Source organism: Domibacillus iocasae (assembly GCF_001750285.1).
Lineage (GTDB): Bacteria > Bacillota > Bacilli > Bacillales > Domibacillaceae > Domibacillus > Domibacillus iocasae.
In genome coordinates this window covers 36,937-54,857 of the sequence record NZ_MAMP01000024.1, presented here as the reverse complement: position 1 = coordinate 54,857, position 17,921 = coordinate 36,937, and the positions used below count along the sequence as shown (strand labels likewise).

The following is a 17,921-nucleotide window of genomic DNA, read 5'->3' as shown; positions in this document are numbered from 1 at the left end:
GGACGACGTGGCACAAAAAAAACGAAAAAAACCGGCCCGGCGCCGGACAAATAAAGAAAAAAAACAAATGGACGCACTGAAAATACAAGGAGTGGGTGCCCTATTGCTTGCTTTTTGTGCGATTGGGTTGCTCGGTACAGGAGCGGCCGGTGAAATGGTCAAAGGAGCGTCTTCTTTTTTCTTTGGCACCCTTTACGCAATTGGGCTGATCGGATTTGCCGGCATGGGACTTTACATGATCGTTAAAAGAGAACGGCCGCCGATTTGGAAACAAAAGATTACAGGGCTTCTGTTTATCATTGCAAGCCTTCTTGTGTTTTTGCATATCCGGTTGTTTGCCAATCCGTCAGAAGGCACGAATTACACCGCCGAAACGTGGCTGTTATATAAACAAAGCGTCTCAGGCATTCAGAGTGCAGACGTTGGAGGCGGAATGATTGGCGGTGCATTGTTCCACTTGTTTTTCTTCCTGTTTGGACGCCCGGGAACGTGGATATTTATGCTGGTGCTGCTTGTTGCCGGCATTGCCCTGATTGGTGGAAAGCCTCTCATTGAAAAAGCTGTTCATAGCATAATATTGTCAGGGGAAAAACTGAGTGAGTCATGGCAGCAAGTAAAAGAACGATGGTCAGAGCGAAAAGAAGAAAAAAAACGACAGCAGCCGGAAGAAGAAAAGCCGGCTGCAATAATAGAACAGACACCAGCTTTTCAGGAGGACGTCCTATCCTCTGAACCCGCACCGGTCATTTCAAGCTTTGCTGAAAAAGCATATGTGGATGAACCAGCTGAGGCACCGAAACAAGTTGAATCAGAAGCGGCACAAGAAACAGAGCCGGCCGTTTTATCTTTTACAGAAGAAGAAAACACAGCTTATCAGCTGCCGCCTTCTTCCATTTTGCAAAAGCCGCAGCAGGCGGATCAAAGCAATGAAAAAAAACACATTCAAAAAAATGCTCAAAAGCTCGAAAAAACGTTCCAGAGCTTTGGAGTAAAAGCAAAAGTGACGCAAATTCATCTTGGACCGGCTGTAACGAAATACGAGGTACTTCCTGATACAGGTGTAAAAGTAAGCAAAATTGTCGGGCTGACCGATGACCTCGCGCTGGCATTGGCAGCAAAAGATATTCGTATGGAAGCGCCGATACCGGGAAAATCCGCCATTGGGATTGAAGTGCCGAATGCCGAGGTAGCGATGGTCAGCTTCCGCGAAGTGATTGAAGCAAAACAGAATGAGAAAAAGGAATCAAAGCTTTTAGCAGCGCTTGGTCGTGACATTACCGGCGAAGCGATCGCCGCCGAACTAAATAAAATGCCGCATTTACTCGTTGCCGGGGCGACCGGAAGCGGAAAAAGTGTATGTATTAATGGTATTATTACGAGTATTTTAATGCGGGCTAAACCACACGAAGTCAAAATGATGATGATTGATCCGAAGATGGTGGAGCTAAATGTTTATAACGGTATTCCCCATCTGCTGGCCCCTGTTGTAACCGATCCAAAGAAAGCATCGCAGGCTTTGAAAAAAGTTGTTGGGGAAATGGAGCGTCGGTATGATTTGTTTTCTCATACGGGAACGCGCAACATTGAAGGCTACAATGGGCATGTGACGAAACATAATAATGAAACAGGTGAAAAGCAGCCGCATTTGCCATACATTGTCGTTATTGTGGACGAGCTGGCAGACTTGATGATGGTTGCATCAAGCGACGTGGAAGATTCCATTATACGGCTGGCCCAAATGGCCCGCGCTGCCGGTATTCATTTGATTATTGCAACCCAGCGGCCATCCGTTGACGTTATTACAGGAATCATTAAAGCCAATATCCCATCACGTATCGCGTTTTCTGTTTCATCTGCGACAGATTCCAGAACGATTCTTGACATGGGCGGCGCAGAGAAATTGCTCGGCCGTGGAGATATGTTGTTTTATCCTTCTGGTGCTGTCAAACCCGTCCGGGTACAGGGGGCCTTTTTGTCCGATGAGGAAGTAGAGGATGTCGTTGATTTTGTCATCTCCCAGCAAAAAGCGCAATACCAGGAAGAGATGATTCCGGAAGATATTCCAGAAACGACCGGCCAGTCAGAAGATGAACTGTATGACGACGCTGTTCAGCTTATTTCTGAGATGCAGACCGCTTCAGTATCCATGCTGCAGCGGCGCTTCCGAATTGGGTACAGCCGGGCGGCGCGTTTAATCGATGAGATGGAAATGAGAGGGGTCATCGGTCCGTATGAAGGAAGCAAGCCGCGGACTGTCCTCATTCCAAAACCATCTGATGAGTCCGTTTAAAAAGAACAGCTGCATGCTGTTCTTTTTTTTGAAAAAATTTTTAGGCAGCTTATTTATCTGGTTTTAAGCGATTTTGTTTCGCTTATTGCTTTAGTTGTATAATGGTGCAGGAAGGAGAATATTTAATGAATTGATTATTTATTCAATTAAATATTATCTTTTCAATTATTTAAAAAAATGATATGTTAAATGAAATTAGCGTAAATGTTAAACCTCAGAGGTCTGATGTCTCATGCGAATGAAATGAAAAGGTGGTGATGATTTCATGTCCATAAAGCAGGATAACCGGCACTTGTACCTCCAGGTCATTGATCGACTAAAAAAAGATATCGAAGAAGGAATCTACAAAGAAAAAGAAAAACTTCCTTCTGAATTTGAACTTGCAAAACAGCTTGGTGTCAGCAGAGCGACCCTTCGTGAAGCGCTCCGTATACTTGAAGAAGAAAATGTGATTATCAGGCGCCATGGCGTCGGCACATTTGTTCATTCCAAACCATTATTTATGTCTGGAATTGAGCAGCTGATCAGCGTCACGGACATGATTATAAATGCGGGAATGGAACCGGGCACCATTTTTCTTTCGTCCGCTGTGATGCAGGCGACTGAGGAGGATGCGCGCCGACTAACGTGTGCGCCGGACGCGGAACTGATGGTAATTGAGCGGGTGCGGACTGCCAACGGGGTGCCGGTCGTGTATTGCATTGATAAAATACCGAAAGCGTTATTTCCCGGGCAGTTTGATGCAGGACAAGAATCGTTGTTCACACTGTTTGATGAGCATGCAGCGCATCCAATTTCACATGCTGTGGCCAACATTGAACCTTATGGCTGGCATGAAAAGGTGTCGCCGATTCTCGAATGTGAACCCGAAACAGCACTTCTTGCCCTAAAACAGCTTCATTACACAGAAAAAGATGTACCGGTTTTATACTCGGTCAATTATTTCCGTGCGGACAAGTTCAGCTTTCACGTATTGCGCAGACGTATGTAGGAGAAGCATTCACGTTAATTAAACTATTTTATAGGGGGCGTAAACAAATGGAAAAACGTAAATTTGGTTTTGCGATGTCCATGGTTCTGGCGGCAGGCACGATTCTTGGTGCATGTGGCGGTGGTGGGGATGAAGCGACTGACAATGGCAGTGGCAGCAGCGACGAAGGAGCGGACAAGTTCACTGTTGCAATGGTAACAGATGTTGGCGGTGTTGATGATAAATCATTTAACCAATCTGCCTGGGAAGGACTGCAGGCGTTCGGTGATGAAAATGGTCTCCAAAAAGGAACAGGCGGTTATGACTACATTCAATCAAAAAGTGATGCCGACTATAAAACTAACTTAAACACAGCGGTACGAAACGAATTTGATTTAACATATGGAATTGGCTACAAGCTAAAACCGGCCATTGAAGAAGTGGCGAAACAACGGACAGAAAGCCAGTTCGCAATCGTCGATGACGTTGTTGAAGGACTTGACAACGTAACGAGCATCACATTTAAAGAGCATGAAGGTTCATTTCTGGTCGGCGTTGTCGCAGGTCTTCAAACAAAATCCAACAAAATCGGTTTTATCGGCGGGATTGAAAGTGACTTAATCAATAAATTTGCCGGCGGTTTTGAAGCAGGTGTCAAAGCGGTTAATCCAGATGCAGACGTAGCAATTGAATTTGCCGGTGCATTTGACAAAGCGGACAAAGGCCAGCAAATGGCTTCAGCGATGTACTCTTCAGGCGTTGATATTATTTATCACGCGGCAGGCGGTACAGGAAACGGTGTCTTTGCGGAAGCAAAAAGCTTAAAAGAAACAGATCCAGAAAAAGAAGTATGGGTTATTGGTGTTGACCGTGACCAAGCAGAAGAAGGAAAAGTAACAGTAAATGGTGAAGAAAAGAACGTAACGTTAACATCAATGGTTAAACGCGTTGACCTTGCTGTGCAGGATGTTGCAACAAAAGCGATGAACGGTGAGTTCCCTGGCGGTGAAGTGATTGAGTATGGTCTTGATGCGAGTGGTGTAAGCATTGCGCCAACACAGGATAACTTAACAGACGAATCGAAAGCAGCGGTTAAAGAATGGACAGAAAAAATTAAAAATGGTGAAGTAGAAGTACCAACCGCACCAGGCGGAAACTAATCAATACAATAGATGCCGGTTTGCAGCCGGCATCTATTTTTAAAAATGACGGGAGTGCAGGAAGACTGTACTGCCTTGATTTTTAAAATTTTTTTGTCTATAAGGTCAGACATCCTACAGGACCATAAATACTGTTATAAAGGAGTGAGAAACGTGGATTATGTAATTGAAATGCTGGGCATTCGAAAAGAGTTTAATGGATTTGTTGCAAATGATAATATTACGCTGCAGCTCGCCAAAGGAGAAATTCACGCCCTTCTCGGTGAAAATGGGGCAGGTAAATCAACATTAATGAATGTGTTGTTTGGTCTTTACCAGCCGGAAGCGGGTGAAATAAAAGTAAATGGAAAGACAGTACACATTACGAACCCAAACATAGCGAATGAGCTTGGGATTGGAATGGTTCATCAGCACTTTATGCTCGTTGATACGTTTACTGTGACGGAGAATATTGTTCTTGGCAATGAACCGAAAAAATTTGGTACGGTGAATATGAAGCAGGCTGAACAAAAAGTACGCGAACTTTCGGAACAATACGGGCTTGCCGTTGATCCTACGGCGAAAATTGCCGATATTTCCGTTGGCATGCAGCAGCGTGTCGAAATTTTAAAAACACTTTACCGTGGAGCCGAGATGCTCATTTTTGATGAACCAACGGCTGTTTTAACACCGCAGGAAATAAAAGAATTAATACAAATTATGCGTGCGCTTATTAAAGAAGGGAAATCGATTATTTTAATTACGCATAAATTAAAAGAAATTATGGAAGTGTGCGAGCGCGTGACCGTTATTCGAAAAGGAAAAGGAATCGGCACAGTGAACGTATCAGAAACCAATCCGAATCATTTAGCAAGTTTAATGGTCGGCCGCGATGTCACATTTACCACAGAAAAAGCAGATGCGGTGCCGGCACAAAGTGTACTTGAAGTGCGAGGTCTTTCTGTAAACGATTCCCGTGGTGTTCAAGCGGTTCGCAATCTTGATCTGGATGTACGTGCAGGAGAAATTGTCGGCATTTGCGGTGTCGATGGCAATGGACAAACGGAGCTTATAGAAGCGATTACAGGTCTGAGAAAAGTGAAGGGCGGGACTGTGATGCTGAATGGTAAAAACATTACGTCTTTTAAGCCCCGAAAAGTAACAGAGTCCGGTGTCGCCCATATTCCGCAGGATCGCCATAAACATGGACTCGTTTTAGACTATCCGATTGGCGTAAATATGGTACTTCAGACTTATTACCAAAACCCATTTTCCAAAGCGGGTATTATGAATTATAAAGAAGTATACAAAAAAGCAAACACGCTGATTGAAGAATTCGATGTGCGGACACCATCTGAAACGACGCTGGCCCGGGCTCTTTCAGGCGGCAATCAGCAAAAAGCGATTATCGGGCGTGAAGTAGATCGTGATCCCGATTTACTAATTGCGGCACAGCCGACTCGTGGACTGGATGTCGGGGCGATTGAGTTTATTCATCGCCGCCTCATTGAGCAGCGCGATAATGGCAAAGCTGTCCTGCTTCTCTCCTTTGAATTGGATGAAATCATGAATGTTTCAGACCGGATTGCCGTTATTTATGAAGGACAAATCGTGGCAGTCGTTGAGCCGAAAGAAACGACAGAACAAGAACTCGGCCTGCTTATGGCAGGATCAAAGAAAGGAGCGGGTGAGCGTGTCTAAAAAATGGACTGTATTAGCAGTTCCCGTTATTTCTGTTCTGCTTGGCTTATTAGCCGGAGCAATTATTATGATTGTGAGCGGAAACAATCCCGCTGCAGGCTATATGGCGCTCTGGAATGGCGCATTTGGTGATTCATTTTATACTGGGGAAACTCTGCGGCAAATGACACCGTATATTTTTGCGGGTCTTGCCGTTGCCTTTGCTTTTCGGACAGGCCTGTTTAATATTGGAGTGGAAGGGCAGCTTCTCGTCGGCTGGCTCGCTTCTGTATGGGTTGGTCTTGCTTTTACAGATCTTCCGAAAGTGGTCCATTTGCCAATGGCAATTGCCGCTGGTGCTTTAGCTGGCGCGTTATGGGGATTCATTCCGGGGTTTTTAAAGGCCCGCCTTCGCGTCCACGAGGTTATTGTAACCATTATGATGAACTATACAGCGCTTCACGTGACGAACCATTTTATTCGTAATGTCATTAGTGATGGATCTGATGCGACAGATGCTGTTAATGAAACAGCTAGTCTCCGGTCGCCATTTCTTGAAAATTTGACGGACTTTTCCTCTCTTCATAACGGCATTTATTTGGCGGTCATTGCGGCCATTCTTATGTGGTTTATGCTTGAGAAAACGACGCTGGGCTACGAACTTCGTGCGGTTGGATATAATCAGCATGCGTCCGAATACGCAGGTATGAACGTTAATCGAAACATTATTTTATCAATGGTCATTTCCGGCGCATTCGCAGGAATCGGGGGAGCGATGCAGGGTCTTGGAACATTCGGCAATATGTTTATCAACTCCGGCTTCTCCGGCATCGGTTTTGACGGAATCGCGGTGGCGCTTCTTGGAGGGAATACTGCCATTGGGGTCGTCCTTGCAGCTTTGCTATTCGGTGCGTTAAAAGTAGGCTCTTTAAATATGCCAATTGAATCCGGTGTACCAAATGAACTTGTTGAAATTGTTATCGCGCTTATTATTTTCTTTGTGGCATCAAGCTATATGATTACTTGGCTTCTTGGCCGCTTCAAAAAGAAGGAGGCGAAATAAATGGATACGTTAACGATTATTGCGTTGATCGTTTCTTCGTCCTTATTCGCAGCCACACCGCTTATTTTCACGGCGCTGGGCGGCGTATTTTCTGAAAAATCAGGTGTTGTCAACATTGGATTGGAAGGATTAATGATTATCGGTGCGTTTACGGCGATCGTTTTTAACTTAACGTTTGTCGACACGTTTGGTGATAATACAAAATGGCTTGCACTTGTCGCGGCTATGCTTGCCGGCGGCCTTTTATCCCTTTTGCACGGGGTAGCGTCGATCGCATTCCGCGCGGATCAAGTTGTCAGCGGGGTGGCGATTAACTTTTTAGCACTCGGTCTGTCACTTTTCCTCGTCAAATTAATTTATGATAAAGGCCAGACCGACATGATTGACAGCCGTTTTATTAAAAAAGATATTCCGCTCTTAAGCGATATTCCGGTTATTGGTGATATTTTTTTCAGCGGTATCGCCACTCCGACCATTTGGGCAATTATTATTGCTTTTGCTTCGTGGTTCGTTTTATACAAAACGCCATTCGGCCTTCGTCTTCGTTCAGTTGGAGAACACCCGATGGCAGCAGATACGATGGGTGTCAATGTAGGAAAAACCCGCTACATTGCTGTCTTTATTTCCGGCTTGCTTGGCGGTCTTGGCGGCGCGGTTTACGCGCAGTCCATCTCTTTGGACTTCAGCCATGCAACCATTACCGGCCAGGGGTTTATGGCACTGGCCGCGATGATTTTTGGGAAATGGCATCCGCTTGGTGCAATGGGAGCGGCGATTTTCTTCGGCTTTGCGCAAAGTCTCAGCATCGTCGGTTCAAGTATTCCATTTTTAGACAGCGTACCCGCGGTTTACTTGCTCATTGCGCCATATGTATTGACCATTTTAGCCCTTGCCGGATTTATCGGACGTGCCGATGCACCGAAAGCATCTGGTACACCATACATCAAGGGCAACAGATAAAAAGGAATCCCGTGTTCAGCGGGATTCTTTTTCATTTTATACGCTCAATTAACTTTTATTTTATTTTTTAAAAACACTTATTTGCTTTCATGCCAATAGATTTCATTCAAAGAAGCAGCAAGTGCCTGGACCGTCCGTTGCAGTTCTTCTGCTGTATTGTCCACTCCGCCTGTTTCCACAATAATTGCGTTTGACGAAACATCCTGATTGTAGACGCCATTTCCATTTTGGCTGTTTTTTAAGATAACGCCTTTGGATAAACCGGGATAGCTTGTTTCCAGTGTTTCATGCAGCCGGCTGGCAAAAGAGGCATTTTCCTCAAACTGCTCATGGCCCGTTCCTACAACAAAAAGCAGTTTCGCAAAAGAAGAACCATTAATCTCAACAGTGGTAGCTTCTTTTCGAAGTGAATCCCGGTGAATGTCTAGAAAAATGTCTAAATCGCGGTATTTTCGCTTCACTTCATGCAGTTGCTCTCTTGACACTTCATACGCTTGGCCGTAATTCAGGCCCCGTTCTTCGAGCATGCCGATAATGTCCGTTTGATCAGAGACCGTTCCAATTCCTTGCTGCTCCAACGCCTGATCGAGCATTTTTCCTACAAAAGATACATTCACTTTTGAATGGAACGCTTCCTCCGGCAGATTTGTATTTCTCAAATAAGGCAAAAACGATTCGCGGTTGTGGGTATGATAAATGTATACCACTTTTTTACCGAATGTAGAATGCGGGCGGTCAATTGGCTTTGGTGACCCAATCTCAGGAAAAGTCAGTAAAATCTCTTCATCTATTAAGGCTGGCTCCTTTATAAGAATATGAGGAGACGGTGCTACTTCCACGCTGTCCTTCGCTTGTTTGCTGCCGTTCTTAGGCGCAGTTGTCCTCGTTCCTGAATCATCCTCTGATTTGCTTGTCAACGAAGCAGAGTCTTCTCTTTTTTCAGCCCAGGTTAGGCAGATAACAGCTGCCACCCAGATGAAAAATAATAAAATATGCAGAGACAAAAGAAATTTTAACATTCGCTTTTTTTTTGTGTTTGCCATTAGATTTTTTCATTAGTATCCTTTCTCTATCACTTCTAGTTCTCCATTTAGATCTAGAGAGCCCGATATGTTCCAACGTCTCTTCCTTAAATCTGGCTGCTAAAACAGTACTGTATGTTTCTCCTCTTGCCAGCAGGCTTTCCATTACTTTATCCACATGATCATGTACCAGTGGGACATACAGTATATAAAACAGGAGAGACTCAATTAGCAGGCGATTTTCAATGATCGTTTCATAAACAAAGGACGTCTCTCTTTTTCCAGAGCGCATCTTCTCATTATAAAAGAAAATTATTCAGTTTCTGTGCAGAAAAAATAAAAATGCACAGAAACTGCAAAAAGTTTGGGTAATGTAACGGGGAAGGTGAAAAATACAGAAAAGGGTGGTTTTAATGAATAAAAAAACAGGAAAATTGGTTGGGACAGCACTTTTCGCATCTTTTTTGCTTGTGGCCTGCGGTGATTCAGAAGAAGCGAATGTGGAGCCAGAAAGTGAAGCAACAGAGCAAAAAGAAGAGGAAGATGCGCATGCCGGCCATAACATGGATCATTCTGGCAGCAGCGAAGTCCCGGAAGGCTTAAAAGAAGCAGCTGATCCCGCTTATCCGGCTGGGACGACAGCCATTATTCAGCAAGGTCACATGGATGGTATGGATGGCGCAAAAGCTACAATTGTTGGAGCGTATGACACAACTGCTTATACTGTTTCGTACACACCAACAAATAGCGGTGAACCAGTTGAAGACCATAAGTGGGTTATTCATAAAGAAATTGAAAATACTAGGGAAGAGCCATATGCAGCCGGAGACGAAGTAACACTCGCAGCGGATCATATGGAAGGCATGGATGGTGCCACAGCTACGATTGATTCCGCTGTTGAAACAACTGTGTACATGATTGATTTCGTTGCAACAGATGGAGAAAAAGTAAAGAATCATAAATGGGTGACAGAAGACGAATTGGCTGCTGAATAAATTAATACAAGAAATACTCCTTTGTAAAAAACAATATAGATGATCAATAAATCTATAAATGTAAATTGTAAATAAAGTTTGATAATTTCTAAAAAAGATTGACAAAAATGGCTTGCTGATTATATAAGATCACAAGCTGTTTTTTATTCATGCTATTTTTATTAAAATTACATATGGGTAACTTTTTGAACGTTGGTCATGTGGCAGGAACGTTGATAGGCGACTCGTTCTTCCATGCGGGAATGTAAATTAGGAAGGCCGCTACAGGCAATAAGTATCTGGCTGATGTTTTTTGTTTTAGATAGATGCTCTATGGTCCATTCCTCCTCATTTGCGAGCAATCGGTCATATTCATAAAGTACAGCGCCACAGCCAGTAAAAAGGCGACTTTATATTTCTGTTTTCTCTTTGCTTTCACTCTAGTAAGAGAGTGCTTACGACCTTAAGGTGATACGGCCTGAGACATTACAGATTCAAAAGTGCCTAAATGATTAGGTAATTTCTTTGTAACTCCGGTCGTTCGTAAGGCTTTTTGGATTTATATAACAAATTCTCCTCCCAGACTTGTTATACAAATTATTTTGAAAACCATGTCAATTTTATCGATATTCCTAGAATATGAGAAAAAAGCATAAATTTCAATGTTAATCTGCATATTTGTAACGAAAATTAATTAAATTTTGAATATTTTAAATTTTTATTGACTTGGATTATTTCTCATATGTATACTTGTAATACAAGTTAAGAAAGCGATTACAAATGAGTGGAGAGAAGTGTTTGTAAGTCGAAAAATGAAATTTATAGTAAGTGTATTGGGAATCATTTGTATCGACTTTTTTGGTTATAAGGCTGCTGCAGACAATAAAGATAAACATTTTGTTTCAGTAAGCAGTCTACTGTAGTCATGATGGAGGGATTGAATCTTACTAAGAAAAATATCAATCCTGAATATTTAGGATATGATGACACCATTTCTTCTATGCGTGACGGAAGATTGGATGGAGGCTCACTGCCAGCGGGGATTCCCATTCTTCTATAACCCATATGTATGCCAGTGGGGTAAAATCATCTGTTTTAGAAGTCACTGATGAACAATTAGAGTCAATTAATTCAATATCAAATTCATGGTACAGATTTACGATTCCAGCAGGGACCTATCCAAAAGTTGAAAAAGATATTCAAACCATTGCCCAGCCAAATATATTAAATGTAACAAAAGAACTGAATCAAGAAACCGTTTATCTCCTGACGAAAACATTATATGAAAACCTTGATTAAATGTATGAAACGCACAATCAGGAAATTTATCGTAATTTAATATTTTTGGCGCTTATTTTATTATTAGATTTCTTTTTATATAATTCCGAAAAATGGATAAACACATAAATTTACTTTTGTTGATATCTTGTTTGCTTCTTTAACAGTGGCTGGAATCGGTTATCTATTAATAAACTACACAACGATCCATGTAGACAGGGGATCACAGCCAATACTGATAGATTATATTTTTGCGGGCATCACTATAATTGTTTTATTAGAGGAAGCAAGAAGAGCAATCGGTTTATTTATTCCATACTTTCTGTTTTAATAACAGCCTTATTAGAAATATTTGCACTGGCTATTTCACTCGCCAACTTTTATGTAATTAAATTAAATATTTTAAAAAGGGTTTTCTTTTTCATCGGAGCACTTTGTTTAATTAAACCAGGCATCATAACGGATGTCGTAGGGATTTCTTTAGTCATAGTATTTCTTGTAGTTCACAGTCTGCGTGCAAAAAAAACATCAGTAAATAAGACAGTAGAAATTTAATTTTATGTAATAAAGGAAAGGTTGAAGTAAATGATTGAGCCCATTGAACGGAAGAAAATATCAGAACAGGTACTCATCCAATTGAAGCAAATGATTAAGGACAAGACATTTCCGGTTAACTCTAAACTGCCTTCGGAAAATGAGTTAGCTAAAATGTTTGGGGTCAGCCGTGTTCCGATTCGTGAGGCTCTCCGTGTTTTAGAAGCAGGTGGTCTTATTCAATCCAAGCAAGGCGGCGGGACTATAGTTAAAGAGGTCATCCTTGCAAGCAAATTAGAACCAGTAACGTTTGAAATGGTAGATATAGAACAGGTATACGAGTTGTTAGAGATGCGTTCCATTATAGAAACGGAAGCGGCTTCATTAGCTGCTTCCCGTAGAAATAAAGATGAGTTGCAAAGTATTTATACAGCTTTAAAACAATTTGAAAATACGGTAGAAAATGTATCAATTATTGGATATGAAGCAGATTATCATTTTCACCATCAAATTGTAAAAGCATCCGATAACCGTTTTTTAATGGGCGTTATGGAAAATTTATCAGATTTATATCATGGTACATTAGTCTATTCCTTAACAAAAAATGTTGGGATGCGCAGAAAAAGAGAACAAGTGTATCAAGAGCATTTTCTAATTTATGAAGCCATTAAGAACCAAGATCCCGAAGAGGCTGCTCACTATATGAAACAGCATATTACAAATGTGAGATTGAAACTAGATGATTCGAGATTAGATCATAAGTAGAGAAAAACAGCTTAATCGATGGAAAAACTATAATTTGAATATAAAAGAGGGATATATATGTATGATTTTTTAATTATAGGTGGAGGCATCATTGGTCTATCGACAGGAATGGCTCTCACTAATCGCTATCCCGGCGCTAAAATTGTCATAGTGGAAAAAGAAAAAGAGTGGGCTCATCATCAAACCGGTCATAACAGCGGTGTTATCCATTCAGGAATTTATTATAAACCAGGCAGTTATAAAGCAAGATTCGCACGAGAAGGCAACGCCGCCATGGTTGAATTTTGCGAAGAGAACGGTATCGCCTATGATATGTGCGGTAAAGTCATCGTAGCTACTGAATCAAAAGAATTGCCGTTTTTGGATAACCTTTATAAGCGCGGCCAGCAGAACGAGCTAAATGTCAAAAAAATTGGGCTGGATGAATTAAAGGAAATTGAACCTCATGTGAACAGTGTGGGTGCAATTCGCGTACCGAGTTGTGGAATCGCTGACTATAAGGAAGTTTCTCGTACATTTGCACGAATGATTAAGGAAGGCGGGGGGGATTTCCTTCTGGGCACGAAAGTGGAAAACATTGCTGAAGATGCGAACGGAGTTACCGTTGAGACTAATAATCGTACCCTACAAGCTCGCTTTCTCATTAATTGCGCCGGCTTACAAAGTGATCGCATTGCAAAAATGTCTGGTGTGTATGCTGGTATGAAAATCGTCCCGTTTCGCGGAGAATATTATGAATTGACACCAGAAAAGCGGCATCTAGTGAAACATTTGATTTATCCCGTCCCTAATCCCGATTTTCCGTTTCTCGGCGTTCATTTTACCCGGATGATCAATGGGGAGGTTCATGCAGGACCGAACGCGGTATTAGCTTTTAAACGTGAAGGCTATACGAAAAAGGATATTAATGTGAAAGATCTTTTTGAAGTATTAACTTATCCAGGTTTCTGGAAGATGGCAGTTCCCAATATGAAAGAAGGGATGAAAGAATATATTCGCTCATATAGCAAGCAGGCGTTTTTGCAGAGTTTACAGCGCTTGATTCCTGAATTAACGGAGAAAGATATTGTGCCTACCCATGCTGGTGTACGGGCGCAGGCTTTAATGCATGATGGGGGAATGGTTGATGACTTTGCAATTTTTCCAGGCAAAAGCTCTCTCCATGTATGCAATGCACCCTCTCCTGCAGCCACCGCATCGATTAAAATAGGGGAAGAAATAGCTGGGCGGATTGCAAAGCACTTTCAGGTCAAGGAAGAATTAGCATAAAACCTCGATGTAATGTTGGGATACTGTACTGAAAGTGGTTTGTTTTCATTTGCCTAGCTGAAAAAGATTGCCTTATACGTTGAGCTGAACCCAAAATAATAAAGCTTATTCGGGGCTTCCCATATTGCTTATTTGATAAAAAATTTAATTTGGATGCTTAATCAAATTTGATTATTATTGGATTCAAAGAGTATTAGTTTAAAGTAACAATTTCCAATTTTTAAGGGTGACTGAGATGATATGAATACCTAATTAAGTATTCTCCGCCTATTTTGGTGAAATCCAGCACAAATTAATTTTCATTGGCGCTTTTTCTACTTAGCTGTTTTTTCATATTTTAAAAATATCTTTTATTAAAATTCGAATTAATTATCAATTTCATTTTCTTCATTTTGATAAAAACTAATATCAAATAATGCAGTCCCAGTATTCCAAAGCCATTTATGCATATAATAAAAAACAGTATGAAAATGAGGAGTAAAAAAACATACTTTTTCTCATACTGTTTTTATTATGTATTGATTTTTATTGTTTAGTCATTTGAGAAACTTCATGATTATAAGGTTTTTTGGTGGATATATTACGTTATTTTACCTAAACTAGGATAGTGAAGATATACTAGAAAGAGATGCGAACAGCTGGATTTAGAGGAGGAATTCGATGGAAGCGGCACATGAACAGACGTTCAATGAACCTGGATACAGCATTCATGTCATTGAAACGGAAAAATACAAAACAAATACGATTATGATCAAAATGAGGGCGCCACTCGAAAAAGAAACGGTGACGATGCGGGCGCTTTTACCACACGTTTTGCAGTCGGGAACAGAACACGCACCATCGGCTGCCGCTTTTCGCACTGCGCTGGATGAACTGTACGGGGCGCTTTTCTTTGCGGATTCAGCAAAAAAAGGCAATGAGCACGTGCTCACGTTTACGATGGAAGCAGCCAATGAACATTATTTGAATGGGGAAAATGATTTATTTGACCGGGCGCTTGCTCTTTTAGCGGACGTTTTGTTCCGGCCAAAACTAAAAGAAGGTCTTTTTCCGGAAAAAACAGTGCAGCAGGAAAAAAGAAGCCTTCAGCAGCGGATTCGGTCTATTTATGACGACAAGACACGTTATGCATCGCTTAAGCTTGTTGAAGAAATGTACAAAGAAGATCCGTATGCGCTGCCTGCGGGTGGTCTGTTAGAAAAAGTAGAGCCAATTGATCCGTCGTCTTTATATGCGTATTACCAAAAAGCGCTTGTAGAAGATGTGATTGATATTTTTGTTATCGGCGATGTAAACGCGCAGGAAGCGGTTAAGAAAATTAAGGAGTACCTGCCGTTTTCAGACAGATCGGCCGTCATGACGCAAACAGAAACAGGAGCCGTCTCAAAAGAAGTGCAGGTCATTCGTGAAATGCAGGATATTAATCAAGGCAAGTTAAACATTGGCTGCCGTACAACGATTACGTATGATGATCCGCAATTTGTGGCTATGCAGGTAAGCAACGGCATTTTAGGCGCTTTTGCCCATTCAAAATTATTTATGAATGTGCGTGAAAAAGAAAGTCTGGCATATTACGCTGCCAGCCGATTAGACAGTCATAAAGGATTTGTGATGATGCTTGCCGGCATTGATCAAAAAAACTATGATAAAACGGTTCAAATTATGAATGAGCAGCTTGAAGAAATGAAAAAAGGCAATATTTCAGACCTTGAGATGACTCAAACAAAAGCGCTCTTGAAAAACCAGCTGCAGGAATCGGCAGATACAGCACGGGGAATGGTCGAAGTGCTCTATCATAACATTTCATCGGGTACAAATCGTCCGATTGACCAATGGCTCAAAGACATTGAAGCCGTGACGAAAGAGCAGGCAGCTGCGGCGGCACAGACCATTTCTGTGGATACGGTGTACTTTTTGTCGGGCAAGGAGGAAATCTAATGGAAAAAAACGTTTTTGATCAAATGAATGAAACTGTTTATCATGAACAGCTAGACAATGGACTAAACGTCTATATTCTACCGAAAAAAGGCTTTAATAAAACGTACGTTACTTTTACAACAAACTACGGATCCATTGACAATGAGTTTATTCCAAATGGGGAATCAGACTTTGTTCATGTGCCAGATGGTATTGCACATTTTCTTGAACATAAAATGTTTGAGAAAGAAGACGGTGATGTGTTTCAAAAATTTAGCAGCCAGGGTGCATCCGCCAATGCCTTTACGTCTTTCACACGGACTGCTTATTTATTTTCCGCAACATCCAATGTAACAGAAAATACCGAGACGCTGCTTGATTTCGTGCAGGCGCCTTATTTTACGGAACAGACAGTTGAAAAAGAAAAAGGCATTATCGGTCAGGAAATTCGAATGTATGATGACAACCCGGATTGGCGTGTTTACTTTGGTTTAATCGAAAATTTATATAAACATCATCCGGTAAAAATTGACATCGCCGGCACCGTCGAATCGATTGCTGACATTACGAAAGATCATCTGTATACGTGCTATAACACGTTTTATCATCCAGTGAATATGACCTTATTTATCGTGGGGCCGGTCGACCCGGATGCGATGATGCAGCTTGTGAAAGAAAATCAGTCAAAAAAGTCGTTTCCAGAACCTATTCCGGTTGAACGGCGCTTTCCGGAAGAGCCGGAAAAAGCGGCGCTGGAGCATCATGAGATCCGCATGAGTGTAAACACGCCAAAATGTGAAGTCGGCTTTAAAATGCCACTATCAGACCGGACAGGAGTAGATAAGCTGCGCGAAGAACTGGCAGCTAATCTCCTGCTTGAAATGCTATTTGGAAAAACAGCTAAATTTTATGAAAAAGCGTACAATTCCGGATTGATCGACGATACATTTGGTTTTGACTATACGGGCGAGCGGGGCTTTGGTTTTGCCCTTGTGGGTGGAGATACGGATAAACCAGAGCAATTAGCACAGCGCATTCAAACACAGCTTCTTGAGGCGAAAGAAGGCGGCCATTTAACAAAAGAAGCGTTCGAACGCGCACGTAAGAAAAAAATTGGTACAACACTGCGGGCGTTTAACTCACCTGAATTTATTGCCAACCAATTTACCCGTTACCAATTTAACGGCTTAAATTTGTTTGAAATCGTTCCGGTTCTTGAAAAAATGACGCTTGAAGATGTGGTAGACTTTGCGAAAGAAATGATCGATGAACATCGCTTTTCCTCCTGTTTTGTTTTGCCAAAAGAGACGGCATAAATGAAGATGACAGCTTTAATTACCGGTGCATCGGGCGGTATTGGCCGCGCCATTGCACTAAAAATGGCGGCATCGGGCTGGAACATTATTCTTCACTACAGTCGGAATGAAGGGACCGCGTTTGATACAGCGGAAGCAATTCGACATACAGGCCAGGAAGCAACGCTCGTTCAGGCGGATTTAACGGATCGGGAAGGGGTACAGCGAATTATCAATGCGTCCAAATCGGCCGCGGCGATTATTTTTTCTGCTGGAATGAATCAATATGGGATGCTGCAGGACGTGTCAGACGAAGAAATGGAGGCGCTTTGGCTCGTTCATGTGAAAGCTCCGATGATTTTATCGAGGGAACTGATACCGGGTTTGTTAACGAAGCGGGGCGCTTCCATTACGTTTATTTCCTCCATTTGGGGAGAAACCGGCGCTTCTTGTGAATCCGTTTATTCAGCTGTTAAAGGTGCGCAAATTGCTTTTGCCAAAGCGCTTGCTAAAGAACTTGGCCCGTCTGGTATTCGTGTAAATACAATTGCGCCAGGCGCGGTCGACACACCTATGAATGATCAATTTTCTGGAGAAGAACGAGAAGAGATTGCCGCTGACATCCCATTGGGCCGATTTGCGCTGCCGGATGAAATTGCGGCTGCCGCCTTATTTTTAACATCAAATGAAGCGGGATATATTACTGGACATACACTGTCGATAAATGGCGGATGGTACGCATAATTTTGCGTCTCACGTACACAC

At 42.1% G+C, this 17,921-nt stretch carries 14 protein-coding genes and 1 pseudogene; 13 read left to right on the top strand and 2 right to left on the bottom strand.

Going from position 1 to position 17,921, the window contains the following annotated elements; translation table 11 throughout:
- The first annotated feature begins 7 nt into the window (after positions 1-7).
- The 6 genes from BA724_RS14265 to BA724_RS14240 all read left to right on the top strand — a co-directional run bounded on the left by BA724_RS14265 (position 8) and on the right by BA724_RS14240 (position 8,102).
- Positions 8-2,290: an FtsK/SpoIIIE family DNA translocase gene (locus tag BA724_RS14265; protein WP_281182019.1), complete on the top strand. Its 2,283-nt coding sequence runs from the start codon at positions 8-10 to the stop codon at positions 2,288-2,290.
- Between the two features lie 265 nt (positions 2,291-2,555).
- Positions 2,556-3,281 (top strand): GntR family transcriptional regulator, encoded by a 726-nt coding sequence (locus BA724_RS14260; RefSeq protein ID WP_069939350.1) that lies wholly within the window; start codon positions 2,556-2,558, stop codon positions 3,279-3,281.
- Positions 3,282-3,328: 47 nt separating this feature from the next.
- Entirely contained in the window at positions 3,329-4,420 is a 1,092-nt protein-coding gene (locus BA724_RS14255) for a BMP family lipoprotein (RefSeq protein WP_069939349.1), read from the top strand.
- Positions 4,421-4,573: 153 nt separating this feature from the next.
- Complete coding sequence (locus BA724_RS14250; protein ID WP_069939348.1) at positions 4,574-6,100, top strand: ABC transporter ATP-binding protein; 1,527 nt, start codon at positions 4,574-4,576, stop codon at positions 6,098-6,100.
- A complete protein-coding gene (locus BA724_RS14245; RefSeq protein WP_069939347.1) occupies positions 6,093-7,142 on the top strand; it encodes an ABC transporter permease in 1,050 nt (349 codons plus the stop codon). The genes BA724_RS14250 and BA724_RS14245 overlap by 8 nt, the downstream gene beginning before the upstream one ends.
- Positions 7,143-8,102, top strand: a complete 960-nt coding sequence (locus tag BA724_RS14240) for an ABC transporter permease (RefSeq protein WP_069939346.1) — start codon at positions 7,143-7,145, stop codon at positions 8,100-8,102.
- Between the two features lie 77 nt (positions 8,103-8,179).
- Here the strand turns inward: BA724_RS14240 and BA724_RS14235 are convergent, their stop codons facing one another.
- Both BA724_RS14235 and BA724_RS18660 read right to left on the bottom strand, forming a co-directional pair.
- Entirely contained in the window at positions 8,180-9,019 is an 840-nt protein-coding gene (locus tag BA724_RS14235; protein ID WP_169818559.1) for a stage II sporulation protein P, read from the bottom strand.
- Positions 9,020-9,041: 22 nt separating this feature from the next.
- The gene (locus tag BA724_RS18660) at positions 9,042-9,302 is read right to left on the bottom strand and encodes a hypothetical protein (RefSeq protein ID WP_169818558.1); all 261 of its coding nucleotides are present in this window, start codon (positions 9,300-9,302) and stop codon (positions 9,042-9,044) included.
- A 235-nt stretch (positions 9,303-9,537) separates the two neighbouring features.
- Between BA724_RS18660 and BA724_RS14230 the strand changes: the two genes are divergently transcribed.
- The 7 genes and pseudogenes from BA724_RS14230 (at position 9,538) to ymfI (ending at position 17,900) form a co-directional block, all read left to right on the top strand.
- Positions 9,538-10,119 (top strand): YdhK family protein, encoded by a 582-nt coding sequence (locus BA724_RS14230; RefSeq protein WP_069939344.1) that lies wholly within the window; start codon positions 9,538-9,540, stop codon positions 10,117-10,119.
- 898 nt (positions 10,120-11,017) lie between these two features.
- Positions 11,018-11,397: pseudogene (locus BA724_RS19250) on the top strand (TAXI family TRAP transporter solute-binding subunit); the annotation flags it as partial.
- Positions 11,398-11,961: 564 nt separating this feature from the next.
- A complete protein-coding gene (locus BA724_RS14220) occupies positions 11,962-12,675 on the top strand; it encodes a FadR/GntR family transcriptional regulator (RefSeq protein WP_069939343.1) in 714 nt (237 codons plus the stop codon).
- A gap of 57 nt (positions 12,676-12,732) precedes the next feature.
- Positions 12,733-13,944: an L-2-hydroxyglutarate oxidase gene (gene lhgO, locus BA724_RS14215; protein WP_069939342.1), complete on the top strand. Its 1,212-nt coding sequence runs from the start codon at positions 12,733-12,735 to the stop codon at positions 13,942-13,944.
- A gap of 660 nt (positions 13,945-14,604) precedes the next feature.
- The gene (yfmF, locus tag BA724_RS14210) at positions 14,605-15,882 is read left to right on the top strand and encodes an EF-P 5-aminopentanol modification-associated protein YfmF (protein ID WP_069939341.1); all 1,278 of its coding nucleotides are present in this window, start codon (positions 14,605-14,607) and stop codon (positions 15,880-15,882) included.
- Positions 15,882-17,177 carry an EF-P 5-aminopentanol modification-associated protein YfmH gene (gene yfmH / locus BA724_RS14205; protein WP_069939340.1) on the top strand — a complete coding sequence of 432 codons (1,296 nt, stop codon included), beginning with the start codon at positions 15,882-15,884 and terminating at the stop codon, positions 17,175-17,177. Before yfmF ends, yfmH begins: the two co-directional genes overlap by 1 nt.
- On the top strand, positions 17,178-17,900 hold the full coding sequence (gene ymfI, locus BA724_RS14200; protein WP_069939339.1) for an elongation factor P 5-aminopentanone reductase: 723 nt from the start codon (positions 17,178-17,180) through the stop codon (positions 17,898-17,900).
- The last annotated feature ends 21 nt before the right edge of the window (positions 17,901-17,921 follow it).

Bases quoted from the DNA above. Each gene is read 5' to 3' on its own strand.
- BA724_RS14260 (WP_069939350.1), top strand. From the start codon at position 2,556: ATGTCCATAAAGCAGGATAACCGGCACTTGTACCTCCAGGTCATTGAT.
- BA724_RS14255 (WP_069939349.1), top strand. From the start codon at position 3,329: ATGGAAAAACGTAAATTTGGTTTTGCGATGTCCATGGTTCTGGCGGCA.
- BA724_RS14240 (WP_069939346.1), top strand. From the start codon at position 7,143: ATGGATACGTTAACGATTATTGCGTTGATCGTTTCTTCGTCCTTATTC.
- BA724_RS14230 (WP_069939344.1), top strand. From the start codon at position 9,538: ATGAATAAAAAAACAGGAAAATTGGTTGGGACAGCACTTTTCGCATCT.
- BA724_RS14220 (WP_069939343.1), top strand. From the start codon at position 11,962: ATGATTGAGCCCATTGAACGGAAGAAAATATCAGAACAGGTACTCATC.
- lhgO (WP_069939342.1), top strand. From the start codon at position 12,733: ATGTATGATTTTTTAATTATAGGTGGAGGCATCATTGGTCTATCGACA.
- yfmF (WP_069939341.1), top strand. From the start codon at position 14,605: ATGGAAGCGGCACATGAACAGACGTTCAATGAACCTGGATACAGCATT.
- yfmH (WP_069939340.1), top strand. From the start codon at position 15,882: ATGGAAAAAAACGTTTTTGATCAAATGAATGAAACTGTTTATCATGAA.
- ymfI (WP_069939339.1), top strand. From the start codon at position 17,178: ATGAAGATGACAGCTTTAATTACCGGTGCATCGGGCGGTATTGGCCGC.